16 protein-coding genes are annotated in these 16001 nt (G+C 60.0%); 7 read left to right on the forward strand and 9 right to left on the reverse strand.

Features of this window, described 5'->3' with window-relative positions:
- Positions 1 to 145: 145 nt before the first annotated feature.
- Both ACROSR_RS11990 and ACROSR_RS11995 read right to left on the reverse strand, forming a co-directional pair.
- Complete coding sequence (locus tag ACROSR_RS11990) at positions 146 to 1966, reverse strand: UvrD-helicase domain-containing protein (protein ID WP_432685342.1); 1821 nt, start codon at positions 1964 to 1966, stop codon at positions 146 to 148.
- Positions 1953 to 3953, reverse strand: coding sequence for an ATP-dependent nuclease (locus ACROSR_RS11995; RefSeq protein ID WP_432685344.1), 2001 nt, complete (start codon positions 3951 to 3953; stop codon positions 1953 to 1955). Before ACROSR_RS11995 ends, ACROSR_RS11990 begins: the two co-directional genes overlap by 14 nt.
- Before the next feature lie 156 nt (positions 3954 to 4109).
- On the opposite strand from ACROSR_RS11995, the gene ACROSR_RS12000 reads away from it, so the two are divergent.
- The 4 genes from ACROSR_RS12000 (at position 4110) to ACROSR_RS12015 (ending at position 6822) form a co-directional block, all read left to right on the forward strand.
- On the forward strand, positions 4110 to 4253 hold the full coding sequence (locus ACROSR_RS12000; protein ID WP_432685346.1) for a hypothetical protein: 144 nt from the start codon (positions 4110 to 4112) through the stop codon (positions 4251 to 4253).
- Between the two features lie 88 nt (positions 4254 to 4341).
- Positions 4342 to 5034 (forward strand): SOS response-associated peptidase, encoded by a 693-nt coding sequence (locus ACROSR_RS12005; protein WP_432685348.1) that lies wholly within the window; start codon positions 4342 to 4344, stop codon positions 5032 to 5034.
- 88 nt (positions 5035 to 5122) lie between these two features.
- The gene (locus ACROSR_RS12010; RefSeq protein WP_432685350.1) at positions 5123 to 5557 is read left to right on the forward strand and encodes a LexA family protein; all 435 of its coding nucleotides are present in this window, start codon (positions 5123 to 5125) and stop codon (positions 5555 to 5557) included.
- Entirely contained in the window at positions 5554 to 6822 is a 1269-nt protein-coding gene (locus ACROSR_RS12015; RefSeq protein ID WP_432685352.1) for a Y-family DNA polymerase, read from the forward strand. The genes ACROSR_RS12010 and ACROSR_RS12015 overlap by 4 nt, the downstream gene beginning before the upstream one ends.
- 320 nt (positions 6823 to 7142) lie before the next feature.
- Here ACROSR_RS12015 and ACROSR_RS12020 read toward each other — a convergent pair whose 3' ends face one another.
- From ACROSR_RS12020 to ACROSR_RS12045, 6 genes are all read right to left on the reverse strand, one after another.
- Positions 7143 to 8120 (reverse strand): HNH endonuclease, encoded by a 978-nt coding sequence (locus tag ACROSR_RS12020; protein WP_432685354.1) that lies wholly within the window; start codon positions 8118 to 8120, stop codon positions 7143 to 7145.
- Between the two features lie 158 nt (positions 8121 to 8278).
- A complete protein-coding gene (locus ACROSR_RS12025) occupies positions 8279 to 8974 on the reverse strand; it encodes a hypothetical protein (protein ID WP_432685356.1) in 696 nt (231 codons plus the stop codon).
- A complete protein-coding gene (locus ACROSR_RS12030; protein ID WP_432685358.1) occupies positions 8971 to 10005 on the reverse strand; it encodes a helix-turn-helix domain-containing protein in 1035 nt (344 codons plus the stop codon). Before ACROSR_RS12030 ends, ACROSR_RS12025 begins: the two co-directional genes overlap by 4 nt.
- The gene (locus tag ACROSR_RS12035) at positions 10002 to 10427 is read right to left on the reverse strand and encodes a VRR-NUC domain-containing protein (RefSeq protein WP_432685360.1); all 426 of its coding nucleotides are present in this window, start codon (positions 10425 to 10427) and stop codon (positions 10002 to 10004) included. The genes ACROSR_RS12030 and ACROSR_RS12035 overlap by 4 nt, the downstream gene beginning before the upstream one ends.
- On the reverse strand, positions 10424 to 10705 hold the full coding sequence (locus tag ACROSR_RS12040; RefSeq protein WP_432685362.1) for a hypothetical protein: 282 nt from the start codon (positions 10703 to 10705) through the stop codon (positions 10424 to 10426). Before ACROSR_RS12040 ends, ACROSR_RS12035 begins: the two co-directional genes overlap by 4 nt.
- On the reverse strand, positions 10702 to 10947 hold the full coding sequence (locus ACROSR_RS12045; RefSeq protein WP_432685363.1) for a helix-turn-helix transcriptional regulator: 246 nt from the start codon (positions 10945 to 10947) through the stop codon (positions 10702 to 10704). Before ACROSR_RS12045 ends, ACROSR_RS12040 begins: the two co-directional genes overlap by 4 nt.
- Positions 10948 to 11548: 601 nt before the next feature.
- Here ACROSR_RS12045 and ACROSR_RS12050 point away from each other — a divergent pair.
- Complete coding sequence (locus ACROSR_RS12050; RefSeq protein ID WP_432685365.1) at positions 11549 to 12820, forward strand: tyrosine-type recombinase/integrase; 1272 nt, start codon at positions 11549 to 11551, stop codon at positions 12818 to 12820.
- A gap of 14 nt (positions 12821 to 12834) precedes the next feature.
- Here ACROSR_RS12050 and ACROSR_RS12055 read toward each other — a convergent pair whose 3' ends face one another.
- Positions 12835 to 13431 (reverse strand): hypothetical protein, encoded by a 597-nt coding sequence (locus tag ACROSR_RS12055; protein ID WP_432685367.1) that lies wholly within the window; start codon positions 13429 to 13431, stop codon positions 12835 to 12837.
- A gap of 269 nt (positions 13432 to 13700) precedes the next feature.
- On the opposite strand from ACROSR_RS12055, the gene ACROSR_RS12060 reads away from it, so the two are divergent.
- Complete coding sequence (locus tag ACROSR_RS12060; RefSeq protein ID WP_432685369.1) at positions 13701 to 14693, forward strand: helix-turn-helix transcriptional regulator; 993 nt, start codon at positions 13701 to 13703, stop codon at positions 14691 to 14693.
- A gap of 251 nt (positions 14694 to 14944) precedes the next feature.
- Positions 14945 to 15898 (forward strand): DUF2971 domain-containing protein, encoded by a 954-nt coding sequence (locus ACROSR_RS12065; RefSeq protein ID WP_432685371.1) that lies wholly within the window; start codon positions 14945 to 14947, stop codon positions 15896 to 15898.
- Positions 15899 to 16001 lie beyond the last annotated feature (103 nt).

A 16001-nucleotide genomic window follows, 5' to 3' on the forward strand; every position in this document is an offset into this window, starting at 1 on the left:
GCTGGCTGGGATGACGACTTCCTTCGCAGGGTTCTCAATGGTTTAGTCGAGACGTGACCCCAACTGCGATTGCCCTGCGCAACACGTTGCAGCAAAAAACATCCGCCTTTTAAAACTCCGAAAAGATTCGCGGGATATGCAAGCATTATTTTTGATCGAATAACAGAATGCAGGGGTTATTTTTCGGTGTGAGGATCGTAGTTCGAAGTTTTCCACGCGTCACGCTGACACGAAAATTCTGTCGCGCCTGATCATCATCGTATTCGAGATCATTAGAGCGCACGATGCGATCCGAATTTGCGACGATCTTCCCCTTTGCAATTCGAGGCCACCCCTCAAAGATAATCACTTCATCAAATTGCTTGCCCTTGGCCTTGTGCATGTTCATCACGATGACGCCGGTTTCGGGCTTCTGACTTGTAGCAAAATGCTCTTGAACGAAGGCCTGCTGCACAATTGATAGCGCGTTGGCGTAAACGCCATTCGTCCGCCAGTCCTCCGCCAACCCATGGCGAAGCCGCGTACCTCGATCCAGCAACCGCAAATTTCGCACCTCGTGAGCGAGCCCCCGAAGGCGGGAGCACTCTCCATTCTCAAGCAGAGCACGCATTGCCCGCCAATCCACGTCAGGATCACCGGTTAAGGCAAGGGCTCGCGCCTGCTCATAAGTGGCAAATGTCTTTATGAGAATACTGTTACCGCGGATGGCTTTGCCTTCCGCCAGCCGCTTGACATAATCGGCGTATGCATCACGGAGATTCTGCGCTGTTTGCAGATCGCCCTGTCCCGGATCGTCACCACCCCTCCCCTGAAAATAGTTGCAAAGAAGATCGAGGAATCGGACGACATCCTGATCTGCTGACGGGGGCTGCAATAAGAAAGCAATAAGCTCTGCGCCCAGAATGGCACCTTCGAGCTCTACAACAGCGGAGTGCGGTACAGGTGGCATGCCCGCAGGTGGCTCCCGAAGCTTGTCGGCGACAAGACGGGTCATCTTTTTAGTTGGCACGAGGATAGTCAGCGACCAATCCTTCTTGCCGTTCTTCACCAAACGTTCGCGTGCCTTGTAAACGCGGGTAACAAGCTCTGTGAAGGCTTGGTCGCCGTTTGGTGGATAGCCTAAACGGCAAATGCCAACATACTTTTCCTGCGTAAACCTGCCGCGCAATATCTCATTTCCGAACAGCGCAATCTCCGTTCCGGCACTTCGATGATTGTCGTCGCTGAGATCAATTTCAGTCGGCGCGAACGCATCACGAAAGTGATCTAGGCGCTCTGGGTCGGCTCCCTGAAAATCATAGATGCGTTGTTCCGGATCAGCCAGTGCAACCAACCGGCAATGCTCCCCGAGGGCTTGAACCACATACCATTGGTCAGCATTGGTATCCTGAAATTCGTCGAGGACGATTACGGGAAACATATTGGCCACGAGTTGGCGAATGCGGTGGCTACCGTGGAGGACCTGTCCGGTGTAGCGGGCAAACAGGTCAAAGCACAAACGTCCCTCTTTCATGGCGAGCCGCTCGCGTTCAGCGGCTTCGCGGCCCCGCTTCTCGGCCAATTCCGCATCACCCAGCTTTGAATCAGCGCCCATTTCGTTTCTGATGGCAGAAAGGGCAATGGCCTCAGCCGGCGGAGGGAGAAGTGATAGATGGCGCGGCAGGCCTAGCAGGTAGCCGTGACTTTTGATAATCTGCCAAAAGAAAGAGTGATACGTTTCGACTTCGATCCGTTTACGTTGTTCAGACGGTAGTTGATGCTCGTACTGGATAGCTTCTGCAACACGGGAAACGGTCGCGCGTGCGAAGCTAAGAAAAAGAACGCGCTGCCCAGAGCCCAGGGCTTCGTCGACCGCCTGCGCGGCTTTGAGGATCGAGATTGTCGTTTTTCCGGACCCCGGTCCTCCAGTGACCAGGAGATGACCGTCCGCCGCGAGAATCTCGCGTTGCTTCTCAGTCAGCTCCATGCTCGGCCGCTGCCGCTACAGTTAGGTCTGGCCCTGCATCGCCACCGTTCTCCGCGTCACCATCCGCTGCTGCTTGAGGATCACAGAGCTCCTTCAACTCTGCGGCTTTTTGTCGAAGCCATTCCGGAATTTCTGCCTCACTGCACTGAGCTAGAAAGTCCGCAGAAACCCAGTTTGCTTTCCCCCATTCGAATAACTCGGCCGTTGCCTTGTGAATATCATCATCAGGACTCGGGTACTTGTGCTGAAGATGCGGCGGCCACGTAACGCTTGCTGAATAGCGTTTGAGGGCATCCTCCGTGGTGTTCTTTAGCACCAGGTCTTCGAAGCCGTGTTCCCCATGCATGAACAAGGCCTCTACTTCAGCTTTAATAGCTGCTTCATCAGCTGGGTCTTGATGATCGCACAGGCCAAAAACGCGCTTCCCGAGGCCCGCATAGAGCTTGGCAAGGTCTGCTATCTGCGTGTCAGACCCCGCATCGATGATGCATATGCCCAGAGCCTCTAGAGAAGCGTATTTTTCCGGTTCAAGTTCGGCCAACCGCCTACAAACTACCGGGAAGGACTGTGTTTCCGTCGCACCCTCGGCAATCAATATACGGCGGGCGAGTAATCCCTCACAGAAACGGGTACGAAATTCCTGACGATAGCGCTTTAGCTTAACGCTATTCGGCAACTCAATCTGAGCTTGGCCGAGAGCGCCATGAGTATCACGGCGAAGCACAATGGTCTCTTCGGTTTGAAATTCTTCAAGCACGTATGGGGAATGCGACGTGAAGATTGTTTGGGCTGATAGCTTCCGGACTTCGTGGACAATGCGCTTCTGTGCATAGGGCGGTATCGCCGTTTCGGGCTCTTCCATGGCAAAAATGACGTTCTGCTTGTCCTCGGCGATCTGAGAAAGCATCGCCAACACGAGCATATTCAGCGTTCCCGTTCCTTGCCGATAAAAAGGAGCGGCATGGTCGCCATCGCCTGTCGCGATAAACGCGGTGATGACCTTGCGCAGATGCTCTCGGGTGAGGTTGGAAACCTTGAGATGGGGGTGAATGCCCCACTCCTTCGGCACATACTTTTTGAGAGAGGCATTGATGCTCTCCAAGACGCCCGTAATGCCGAGAGCAGGATCGCTGGCAACGTCATACTCAGAGAGGTGCGAGAGCGTGGCTTCCCACATCTGCGGGCGCAGTTCCTTAAGCCGCAAAATAATGTCGAGCAAACTGCCGCGTTCGAGGCTAAGAGCGCGCGAGCCGGTGCGGAGCGAGCGAAGATACAGAAAACCACACCGCTGTTTGTCAGTCTTTCTGAAGGGTTGCCCGCTTTCGCCCTCCGTCAGGCTACGCGTAAAGTACGTCTTCCCCTGGAAATCGTCTTCCTCAGGCTCGTACCAACCACGAAATGTGACGCGTATGGCCTCAGAGATGTGCGCAGGGTCTACGCCTTCAGGATTCGGTTCTTGATAGAGTTTGAACTGTTCATTATCCCAAAACTCTATCGCATCTCCGAAATGCGCTTTTTGCTCGTCGTTAAGGTCCACGACGATTACGTCAATGCGGATAATCGGCGCTTCCTCAGCCTCTGTAGTTTCATCGGGTGCCCCCTCAACCTCAGGGGCAGCTTCCATTTTGCCATTCGCAGGACCCTCTTCACCATCGCCCGCGTCCTCACCTACCGGTTCGGGGGGCAGATAGCGGCCCTGATAGAAATCGTGCTCGTCGATGGGGGGCATGCGGTTGAGACGATCCGGACCTAGGGCAAGGTCGATCGCCTCAAGCAATGATGTTTTTCCGGTATTATTGTCGCCAATCAGCACAGCGTGATTGGGCAAGAGTATTTCCGCTTTTTTGATGCCGCGGAAGTTACGGACTTCTAGATGGCATATTCTCAAAATTTTAGCCTCAGAAACAAACAGCTTAAAGCGATCAAAGCATTCTCCATACCTCTTGGGTTGCACGAAGATGCTGAACGCAAGCGCTGCGAACGTCAAGAAAAGGCTGGGAGCGATAGTTAGACGCGCGCTGAACGAACGTCAGTACTGGGTCGATTGGGTCAAAATCGAGCCCGGCGGCCCCGACTTTGCAAAGGTCACTCTCTGCGCTGTGCCGCCGTTCGACATCAGCAGAGCGGATGACCGGTTTGCTACTTGAGCGGGCCGCTGACCGCATCGGCATCGGTGCTCGGCGTCGATGACAAGGGCCATTTGAGCGGGCCGCTGACCGCATCGGCATCGGTACTCGGCGTCGATGACAAGGGCCATGCGTCGGTTTCGCTGAGCACCCTGGGATGAGCTTGCCCAGCGCGTCGTCTGGTCTCGCATTGAATTCAGGTGATTTTTCAGAATGCTTCATGCTGATCGGTGAGCTATCATCGCAGCCATGTGCAATCTCTACTCCAACACCATGCCGCCCGAGGCCATGCGCCGGCTCTTTGTGGTGGATCCCGCGAACAACCGGCTGGGCAACGCCGAGCCCTTGCCGGCCATTTTCCCGAAGACCATGTCGCCGATCGTGGGGGTTGGTCCCGACGGCGCACGCTGGCTGGAGCACGCGCATTGGGGGTTCGTGATGCCCCAGGTCTCGAAGAAGACCGGCCATCCGATCCAGCCCAAGGCGGTCAACAACGCGCGGGACGACAAGCTGCGCAATTCCCGGTTCTGGGCCAGCAGCTTCGAGGAGCGGCGATGCCTGATCCCCGCCACGAGCTACTGCGAGCCCAAGGGGCGCAACCCGGCCACCTATGTGTGGTTCGGCGTGGTCGGGGACGAGGATCGACCGCCGTTCGCCCTCGCGGGTATCTGGCGCCACTACAAGGGCAACTACGGCGGCGGCGAAGAATGTGAAATGATCACCTCCTCGATGGTCACGACGACGCCGAACGCGCTGACCCGACAGACCCACCCGGATCGCTCACCGACAATCCTCGATCCCGACGATTACGAGCAGTGGCTGACCGGCACCCCCGATGAAGCCTTCGCGCTGATCCGGCCCTTTCCGGCCGAGCGCATGGTGATTCACCAGAGCGGCGAGGGGCTCAAGTCCGATCGGGGCGGTCTGGGCGCTTCCGGATAACCGCAGGCCTTCGGGTCACCGCTTGACAGCCGGGGACCGGGTGCAGGATGTATGTTGGAACATAGCATGAACACAGAAGGATTCGCGGATGCCTGTCTATCCGATTGAAACTCCTGTCCTCGAGGGAGGCCAGCCCATCCCGCTGCGTCTGCCGCGCGCCAGTGCGGGGTTCCCGTCGCCGGCCGGGGATGATCTCGAGGATGAGATCGACCCGATCGCGTGGGTCGTGCGGCACCCGTCCTCGACCTTCTGGTGGCGTGTGGAAGGCGACTGCCTCTGGGATGTCGGCATTCGGGACGGCGACATCATCGCGGTGGACCGGGCCGGGAAGCGGCGCCTCGGGCGCGCCGTCCTCGCGGTTGTCGACGGTGCGGTCACCGCGAAGATCCTGCGCAAGCGGGACGGCAAGTTTTACCTCGCAACGGCCAACAGCCGCGAGACCTTTCCCGATATCGAGCTGACCGAGGACAGCGAGATCTGGGGCGTCATCGCCGGTGTCGTGCGGCGCTATGATCTGGCGTGACGCGCCCGATCGCAATCAGCGACAGCGCGAACTTCTATGTCAGCGCGGAGCGACTCTTTGACCCCAGCCTGAAGGGCGTGCCGGTGATCGTGCTGTCGAACAATGACGGCTGCGCCGTGGCGCGCAGCGACGAGGCGAAAGCTCTCGGGATTGGGATGGGCGAGCCGCTGCACCTGATCCGCGACAAGGTCGAGGCGCACGGGATCCGGGTATTCTCCTCGAACTATACGCTCTACGGCGATATCAGCCGCCGGGTGGTGGCGGTCTATGAGGACTACACGCCCAACGTCGAGATCTACTCGATCGATGAGTGCTTTCTCGACTTCGGCGGGTTCCGGGACCGGGTGGCGCATGCCCGGGCGATGCGGCGCGCCGTGCTGCGGCGGGTCGGCGTGCCGGTAAGGGTCGGAATCGCGCCGAAGAAAACGCTCGCCAAATGCGCCAACGACATCGCCAAGAAGAACCCGATCTTCGCCGGCGTGCTGGACATGATGGACCCAGGCCTTGCCGACTGGCTTCTGCCGCTCGTCCCCGTCGGCGACATCTGGGGCATCGGCCGCAGGACCGAAGCCAAGCTGCATGGGCTGGGGATCGGCACGGCCGCGGAGCTGAGGGACATGCCGCCGCGCCAGGCGCGTGCGCTGGGCACGGTCGTGCTGGAACGCACCGTGCTGGAGCTGCAGGGGGAGCCCTGCATTGCGTTTGATGACGTGGAGCCGCGCAGGAAAGGCATGGCCGTCACACGCTCGGCCGGGACCCCCATGACGGGCTTCGACACGCTCTTCGAGGCGATCACCGCGCATGCGACGCGCGCCGCGGAGAAGCTGCGACGGCACGGGCTCGTGGCCGGCACGATAACGGTGTTCTTTCATACGAACAGGCACCGCCCGGACCGGCCGCAATATGCCGGGTCCCGCACCACGCGCATCGTGCCGATGTCATCCGACACGTTCGAGCTGGTCGCGGCCGCGAAGCGCTGCGCCCTGGCGGCATGGCCGAAAAGCGGGACCCATGCCTATGCGTTCACGAAGGCGGGTGTCATACTCGATGATCTCCTGCCGCTCGAGGACCGGCCGAGGACGCTGTTTGACGCGCCGCGCGGCTCACCCGCCTTGATGCGCGCGCTCGACGCGGTGAACGAGCGGTTCGGGAAGAAGGCCATGGTGCTCGCGAGCGAGGGCATGTCCCGGTCATGGCAGTTGCGCGCGGATCATCGAAGTCCGCGCTACACGACGCGGATGTCAGATCTGCCGGTCGTGAGGTGAACCACGTATTGAATGTAGCTTTGCGTGCCATCATGCGTGATCGAAATCTACAATCCAAGTGTATCCAATTTTGATGGGGAATTGCCCCGACCAACGGCATCACAGCGTGTCAGTTCGATCGAGAATGCGGTCACTTCATTCACCCAACGCGAGGGCTGCTTGCTATCATCCGCGGGCGTACGATCTTCTGTCGCGTAACGCTATATAATCTATGATGCCAACCAAGCGACCTCGCAAGACCCGCTCGGTCAGATCAACAGCTAGGCGCCCCTCGCCATGATAGCGGGCTGCACCAGCCTTGTTAAAGCAGTTCGCGACGGCTAACTGTCTGCATCCTGTAGACCTGAAGGCTCGATACCCCTCCGCAAAAGCACCCCAGGCGTGCAGATCAGCTGAACGCCGGATTTCCCATCCCTTTCTACGTGCTTCGCAGAGACCTGGTCAGATATCTGGAACCAACGTTCTTTTCCGGCAATCTCCGGGGTATAGACATAGCCCTTGCTGATCCACGCACCGGGCAGAAAATAGGCGGTGCTCTGAAGAAAGGCTGGAGGCGTCGTGGTTTTGGGAATGATTGTCCGCCCCTCATCCACTTGCCATTCCTTAGCGAGCCCACGGCTCAAAACGTGCGGTTGCTTTTCGGTCGACGATTTAAGCCTTTCCAAACCATCCCAATCTATGGGTTCCGGTTGGCGCAGCCGCGGATCCTCGATGCCCAACTGTTGAAGCGTATAGCGGTCCTTGCCGAAATTACAGAGAGCGCAGCTTATGACCACATTATCCGCTGTCGAGCGGCCACCATGGCTGTGCGGCACAACGTGATCATATTGCAGCCAAAGGCACTGAAAGCCCGCATGTTGGGTCGATGGATCGATCCCGCCCCATCGAACAGCCTCAGGATAGAGGCGATGCGCTAGCTTCCTTATTTCGGCACTGACGACTGGTATGCCACAGTACCTGCACCTGTACCCGTCACGAGCGAGTACTTCACCGCGGATCACCGCTTTTATGTTGCGATCCGGGTCGCGCAACGATTTGGCAACTGGTGCAGTATCACCTTTTGGTGCCTTGACTCGAACGTTGAGATCAGGTCGGCTCCAAGATGGATTCACCCAAGCCCAGACTTTTTGGCAATCAGCTGCGCGGAAGCTTGCGTCGGCGCCATCCCCTCTTCCCTCCAAATGCGCATCTACGGCTTCGGAGAGCCTTCGGCAAACATCGTCGATGGCAGTGATCGGCTCTTTAATTGAATTCATGGCAAGCGATTTTTTGAGGTTCCCGTGGGTGGCAGACGCCATCTTTGCGAGAACCATGTGCCTCGCAGATCAAACAACAGTTCGCACAGCCTGTGAGCAGGAAATAGGTGTATGTCAAGAATCACTTTGGGTTGCGTCCCAACCTCGGGAACCATCGAAGGATCCAAGTATTCCCGGATTAATTGTGTCGTCCCGGACGCTCACCTCGGCTTCCACGGCCTGACCTTCGGCATCGCGCCACTCACCTCGATCTCCCGCAACATGCCGCCCGCGATTAGCCCGTCTCGCACCCAGCCCAGCGCTTGCCACCAGTCGTCGTAGGCCGTTCGGGCGGCCTCGATCTGTTCGGGATGCGGTGAGAAGGTCACCGGACAGGCAAGGATCTCGACGGTTTTCCATTTGCCGCGAGGTGTTGGGCCTCTGACACGAATGCGCGCGGTCCCGACGACGACGGTTTTCGCCCGCTCGCCATGCTTGTTGCGCCTTGTCTCCACCGGCACACAGCGCGGCACGGCGCCCGGCATCCAGTCCGGCGTCATCCCGGCCCGGGCCAGCTCGGCCACGCGGATCGCCATGCGCTTGCCGCCGAGGCTTTCGGGGAGGCCCGCCACTGTGGCGGCGATGACCTCGGCATCCGGGTGGGTGTCGTCGCCGATCTTGTAGCGCCCGCCATCGACCTTGCAGCCCAGCGCGGCCTGCTGCATCAGCAGGTATTCCAGGCCGAAGCCGGAGCGATGCGCGCGCTCGGGATCGGAGGGCTCGGGCAGCTCCAGCTGCGCCTTCTCGACGCCGAAGGCCCATTCCAGCGCCTGCTGGATGGACATGGCACCCTTGAGCTTGTCACGAGCGCCGCGCTGGGCCGGCGTCCTGGACAGCCTGCGATCGACCCTGCTCATAGCACACCTCGCGCTCGCAGGCGGTCCGCCGTGACCAGCCCGCGGGCCAGCATGGCGTCGCGCATGGTGGTGCTGATCATGTTGGCGGGCAGGAACTCATCGGAGTTCACCATCCCGGCATAGAAGGCCGCGAGCTCGTCCTCGCTTGGCAGCGGGCCGGAGGGGGCTTTTCCGCGCAGCCTGCGCCCACTGCCGCGCTCTTCGGCCTTCTGGGAACCGGATCCTTTCTGCGCCTGACGCTGGGCGGCGCGCTGCATGGCGCGATCGAGCGCCTTGGGCCCGTCCGGCGGTTCGGGATGTTTGTGGCGGCTCTCCTCGGCGACCGCGAGGATCGTACCCGCGTCGAGCCCGAGATCGACGCACCAGCGGCGCACATGCTCGCGGGGTGGCCAGCCCTGCCACCACGATGGCAGTGTGGCCTTGGGGGCAAAGCCCAGCGCGCTGAGCAGCTCTGCAAAGAACTGATCAAAATCGAATTCGCGCGCTCGCGCGTCCTCCTCCTTTACGGGTTCCCTTAAAGGTTCCCTTACAGGGTTAGTGTCCGAATTCCGGACACGGGTCGGGGCATTTTTCGGACACGGGTCGGCGCCAAAATCGGACACGGGTCTTTCGGGGTTCCCGTGTCCGGAATCTGGACACGGCTCGGCCGGATCCTGTGCATCGGTAGAGGTATCGGCGCCCTCATCGCAGGCGCCGCCCGCGTCGCCGGGGCCATGTCCGGTTTCCGGACACGGGTCCGGCTCCTGTTGTGTAAAGCCCGGCTCGAACCCCAGAATGTAGCGGGTGGCCATCTGGCGTTTGGTGACCGGATCGATGCGGGGCACGCGGCGCAGCAACGCCGCGCGCTCGAGCTGGACCAGGTGCAGATTCAAGGTCGACCGGCTGATTTCGCAATCATGGGCAAGGCGGCTCTGCGAGGGAAAGCATCCGTAATCGGGGTTGAAGCGATCGCAGAGATGCCAGAGCACGATCTTGGCGGTTGGCTTGAGCCCGCGCTGCTGGATGGCCCAGTTGGTAGCAGCATGGCTCATGGGGCTGTCCTCCGCGCTGAACGGGCTGCCGCGAGCCGGGCGTCAGCCTGTGGCACGACACGCGTCGTGAACCCATGATCGGCGAGCGCGCCCAGCGCGTCGTCGAGGCTGCGCACCAGCGCCCAGCCAAAGCCCTGTGCCTGCACCGCATCGCGAAACGTCGCCTGTGCGGGGCTGAGCCGGCCCTTGGGGGCCTTCAGCTCCAGAAACAGTACGCGTCCGTCGCTGAGGATCATCAGATCGGCAAAGCCGGGATGGACGCCCATGCCGACCAGGATGGCCTGGCGTTTCGCGCCGCGTGGCCCGGGTTCGGTCACCTCGTTGGCGCAGTGGTGGATGATGGCCGTCTTCGGCAGGGCGAAGCGCAGGGCGCTGACGACAGCGCGTTGCAAGTCTGCCTCGGGGGTTCTGCGCCGCGTCATCGCCCGCCCTCCCGGTCTGGCCGGGCGCGTTCGGCGCGCCCTGGCGATTTCGCATCGAGGACCACCAGCAGGAGCCGGGCGTCCTCGCGCTCTTCCGGGGTCTGGCCATGCCGGACGAGCACGTTGCAGGCGAGCCGCACCATGTGATCGGAGTGATGAACCATGTCGGCGACCACGATGCGGGCCTCGCGCAGCCGCGCGTCGATCCAGTCCTGGCGGGCTTCGTCGCGGCGCGCCCGGGCGCCGCGCTGTTTGCGGAAGGGCAGGGGGGTGCTCATCGGCGTGCCCCCCGGCGCCCGGGAGCGGGCGCTTCCTGCTGCATGAGCCAGTCCTGCACCGCCTCGCGGCGGTAATAGATCTTGCGACCGGCCCGCACGCAGGGCGGCCCGAACCGCAGCTTTTCCCAGCGATGCAGAGTTTCGACTGTGACCCCGAGCTCCAAAGCAAGATCAAGGCGGCTGATCCAGCCACTCAGCAGGGAAGGTTTGCTGGATCGGGGGGGCGTTGCTGTTTCTGTCATTTGGTTTCTCCTGTTCATCGCCCGGCATGGGCAAGGGTCAGGACTTCAGAAACGCAGAGCCGCAGGGGTGGCGGGAAGGCAGAGACCGGCGGTGATGCGCCCGGAGCCTGCCGGTCATTGATATCGTTGGATTTTCCGGAAAATTGATGCTGCAACGCAAGGTGCGCGTGGTGCCCGATCGCGTGTGAGGACCGCGTCGCACGTCCCCGAACGCCGCGGCGTATGGCTGATTTACAGGATTTCGCCGTGTTTTTCGGATATTGGCAGGCATCCGCACGCATTGAGCCAACCGGCAAGGGGTCCGGACCCTTGCCGGTTATTGATTTCAAACGAAATTTACAGATCCGGCTTGGGATCGGGAACTATTCTGCCTCCCCGCATGATCCCGGCACTGGCCTCACTGAGATAAAGCGGGCCGATTCTCCGCCAGCCTGACGCGTTGCGATCTACGCACGCCCTCGATTTCTACCATGAAATCAATGACCGGCAGCCTTTTGGCGCATCACCGCCGGTCACTGCCTATGTGCCGGTCAGGCTCGCATGCTTCGCTTGATACGCCTGCGCATCTACGCCTGTGTCATGCGCAGCAGGAGGCGTGAAGATGGTCAAGAGACTGCGATTGAACGACAAGACGGTGCGCGAGCAGATCCCGGAAGAGGATCGGGATTACCAGGTCTTCGATACCGAGATCCGGGGGCTGTCCATCCGCATCCTGCGCTCGGGTGCGCGATCCTTCGTGCTCGATTACCGTTATGCGGGGCGCCAGCGGCGCATGGCGATCGGGCGCTGGCCGGAATGGAGCGTGATGGCGGCGCGCGAGCGGGCGCGCGAACTGCGCCGCCAGATCGACAGTGGCTGTGATCCGCTGGGCGAACGCGGCGCGTTGCGGGAGGCTCCTAGGATCAAGGATATGATCGACCGTTATCTGGCCGAGCATGTCCCGCACCTGTCCCCGGTCAACGCCGCCGATCAGCGTGCGATGCTGACCAAACTGGTCGCGCCGCATTGGGCCAACAAGCTGGTGACAGAGATCACGCCGCATGATGTGGCCAAGCTTCTCAACATCATCGCGGAGGGGCGGGCGCGCCCCTCTAAGGCAAAGCCCAACAACCGCGCGCGCAAGCTGCAGGGCGCAAAGCCAACACCTGTGCGCGCCAACCGCGTGGGCGAAGTGCTGCGCAAGATGTTCAACCTCGCCATCCAGTGGGGCTGGCGCACGGAAAATCCGGCCGCAGGCTTCAAGAAACGGGTCGAGACCGCGCGAGAACGCTTCCTGTCCCACGAGGAGATCGGCAGGCTGGCCGAGGTGCTGGACGCGGCCGAGGATCAGCGCGCCGCGGGCATCATCCGGGTCTGCATGCTGACCGGCGCCCGTGTGGGCGAGGTGCGCCAGGCGCGGTTCGAGCAGTTCAACCTCGAGCTCGGCCTCTGGTCGAAACCCGCAGACACCACCAAGCAGCGCAAGATCCACCGGGTGCCGATCTCGGCCGATGTTGCGGCCATCGTGCGCCAGCGCGGGCTTGTCGTGCAGAAAGGGACCCCGTGGCTTTTTCCCGGCGATGTGCCGGGCCAGCCCGTCAAGGAAATCCGCCGGTTCTGGAAAATTGTCCAGCGCGAGGCGGACCTGCCCGATGTCCGAATCCATGACCTGCGCCACACATTCGCGTCGCTGCTGGTCAGCGGTGGGGCGTCGCTCGAGATGATCGGCAAGCTTCTCGGTCACAGCCAGATGCAGACGACCCTGCGCTATGCGCATCTGATGGACTCGCCCCTGCGCGCCGGGGTGGATGCCGTGGCCGGTATGCTCCGGCCACGACCGAAGATCGTGCACAATTCCGATACTGATGTGGATGCGAATGCGAAGCGCGCCTGAGCTTGCGCGCTTGTTCAGGCCGCGCCGCGCAGGGCGCGCCAGAACGGGCGCAGTCGCCGACGGATGGTGCTCTCTTCGGGGACCTCGCCGTTCTCGGCCACGTCGGCAAACCATTCCTGCAGCTCACCGATCAGCTCAGCCTGTGTCGCGGGCAGGCCATGTTCATGAATACGCTTGATCATGGCCACATACATCCCTTCCCAATCATAGGGTGAGAGGGCGCCCGTGCCGCCGCCAATGCGGCGCATTAGGTCGTATTCGTCTTCAAAGCGCAGCACGTCCTCGCCGCTGATCAGGAGATCCGCGATCGAGACTTCGACACCATCAGCCGGTTCGGTGACATACGCCCAGTCACGTCCAGGCTCGGGCTTCATCCTCAGAAGCTTGATGGCGGTCGGCCCTGTCCCGCTGCGGCGGAAGAGGGGCAGCATATCCATGGGTGAGAGTGTGATCTTGCCAGACACCTTCTCGTCGTCACAAACCGCGAGGGGTATGCCGGTGACGATGTCAAACTTGCCCTCGGCGGCCCAGCCCGCAATATCGGCGATCGTGCAGCCCCAGCGGGACGCGGTTTCGTGCAGCGTGAAAAATGCTCTGGGTGGTAGTGCCATTTTACCTCCTTTTCTCGTCTTCTCGTCTTCTCGTCTTCTCGTCCTGTGCGGATGCGGCGCGCCACCTAAGCCAGGTGAGACGCCGACCCGGGATGCTGCGAGGGAAAAGCTTCCAGGCTTGGGGCCGACCGAGGCATGCCATGGCGACGGCGCCGTGTGCGCCGCCGGCAAACACCCGGATCAGACAACAACCTTTAGGCGAATCGCCCTCTGGCTAAGTATATGGGAATGGCTACGTCATAATCTGTCGGGGATAGAAGGAGGCCGCCATGTCGTTTCACAAGGCACAGGATCTGTTGAAGCTGGCGCGCATGTCTGCGTCGCGCCATCAGGGCATCACGGTGAATGACATTGCAAACGAGTTCGCTGTGAACGAGCGCACGGCCCAGCGCATGGTCTATGCCCTGAAAGAGATTTTCCCGAGCCTAGATCATGATGTCGACAGCGATCGACGAAGATGGTGGAAGCTTCGCGACACGAGCATGCTGGGCATGCAGGGCGTGTACGATCACGAGCTTGTCGCGCTCGAGATGAGCATCAGGCGGGCAGAGCGGGAAGGTGCGCATTCGGAGGTGGAGGCGTTGCAAGCCTTGCGCGACCGTCTGGTGGCGACGCTGCCCGCGCCCCATGCGCGCCGGGCGGAAGCCGATGCCGAGGCGATCCTCGAGGCAAAGGGCTATGCCTGCCGACCCGGCCCCAAGGTGAAAACCTCGCCGGTCGTCATGAGCATCATCGCCGCGGCGCTGAAAGGACCGTATCGGATGATCATGTCATATCAGGGCGCGCGGGATGCCGCGCCGCGCCGGCGTGTCATCGAACCTTACGGGCTGCTGCTCGGCACGCGACATTACATGATCGGGCGCGATCCCGCCAAAGATAACGTACTGCGCCGGTTCCGTCTGGATCGTATCTCCAAGGCCGAGATCACGTTGGAGTGGTTCGAGAAGGACAAGGATTTCGACCTCGAAGCTTATGCGGCGCAATCCTTCGGGTCGTTCCACTCAGATGCAGAGGTCTCTCGCGTCGTGTGGCGGTTCAACCCGGCGGCCGCGGCCACTGCGCGCGAGTTCGCCTTCCACCCGAACCAGGAGATGGTCGAACAGGAGGATGGCGGGCTGATCGTCTCCTTCGAGGCAAGCGGCCTCGTGGAAATGGCCTGGCATCTCTACAAGTGGGGCAAGGCCGTCGAGGTGATCGAGCCTGCAGCACTGCGCGAGCTCGTGGCCGGATGGCAGAATGACCGCATCAGCGTGCCTCCATGAGGCGGTCGGCGGCGATGATTCGCGCGGGGATACAGCAATGTTGGCGGTCAGAGCTTCGTGCCGGAGGGGCGGCCCTCAGGCGGTGCGGTGGGGATGAGGATGCAGGATCTCCAACAGCAGGGGAGGCGCCATCGCTTAATCGAGCGGCGGCTTTGCGCAGGAACCCGTCTTTGCAAAGTCATTCATACTTCGATACATCGAGGTAACGGTGGAAGGCTCTGATGGTGTAAACTCGAACTGTGAGAAATACTGTGGAACTCGATGAAGATGCCTTAAAGTTCAACAAAATTTTCAATCCTGGCCTGGTCGAAGAGCGCTCGGCTGTGCTCGCCGATGGCAAGAGATTTGTTTATTATACTTCGGCTGATACTGCCATGAAGGTTCTTTGCAATCAGGAGCTCTGGTTTAGAAACGCCACAGTGATGAATGATTTCTCCGAAATAAGATATGGCCTTAATCTGATACGTGGTGTGTTCTCTGGCCCCGAAGGAGCAAGGTTTAGGGAGTCCGTCGAAGACATATTCTCTGGGACAATACAAAAAGCAGATGATTTACTGTCTAGCTGGGAGAGAGACTGGCGTCTAGAGACGTACATAGCTTGCGTATCTCTTCATGATCCATCGGAAGATGAACGGGGTCGGCTTTCAATGTGGCGCGCGTATGGTGACACTGCGCTGGTTCTAAATAATACTCCGATGACTGCAGTCACCGATTTGCTTGGCGTTTATTCTGTCCCTGTGCTCTACCTTTCTGAAAATGGGCTGACTCAATACTTGTCAGGAATTACAGACTCTATCCTTATCAATCGAAGTTATTTGAAGGATATGGGACAAGACAAGCTTGTCGTATACATTCACCAAATGCTTTTTCGATTTGCAATTGCTACTAAGCATCCGGGATTTTCCGAAGAGAAGGAGTGGAGAATATTTTATCGACCTTCAGAGCAAAGAAGTCCGGAAATGACAAAGAAAACTGTTGTGCTCAACGGTGTGCCCCAGGGCGTATACAAGTTGAAATTGGCAAATAAACCTGAGAGTGGACTATACGGTGCAGACATTCCCTCACTTTTAGATAGGGTGATTGTTGGACCAAATGAGTTTCCCTATGTAAGCTACATGGCCTTTGTCGATGCTCTGAAAGAGCTCGAAGTAGAAGACTCAGAAAAGAAAGTGATCGTATCCGACATTCCGCTTCGAGTCAGATGAATGTTAACAAGGTGGCTTTATCTTTACAAATTTTGTGAATGTCGCGTTTGGGCTGACAGCCGTCATCTGACAAATTCTGTCAGGAACCCCGCCGGGTCGATAG

This window comes from Roseovarius tibetensis, from assembly GCF_050896375.1.
Lineage (GTDB): Bacteria > Pseudomonadota > Alphaproteobacteria > Rhodobacterales > Rhodobacteraceae > Roseovarius > Roseovarius tibetensis.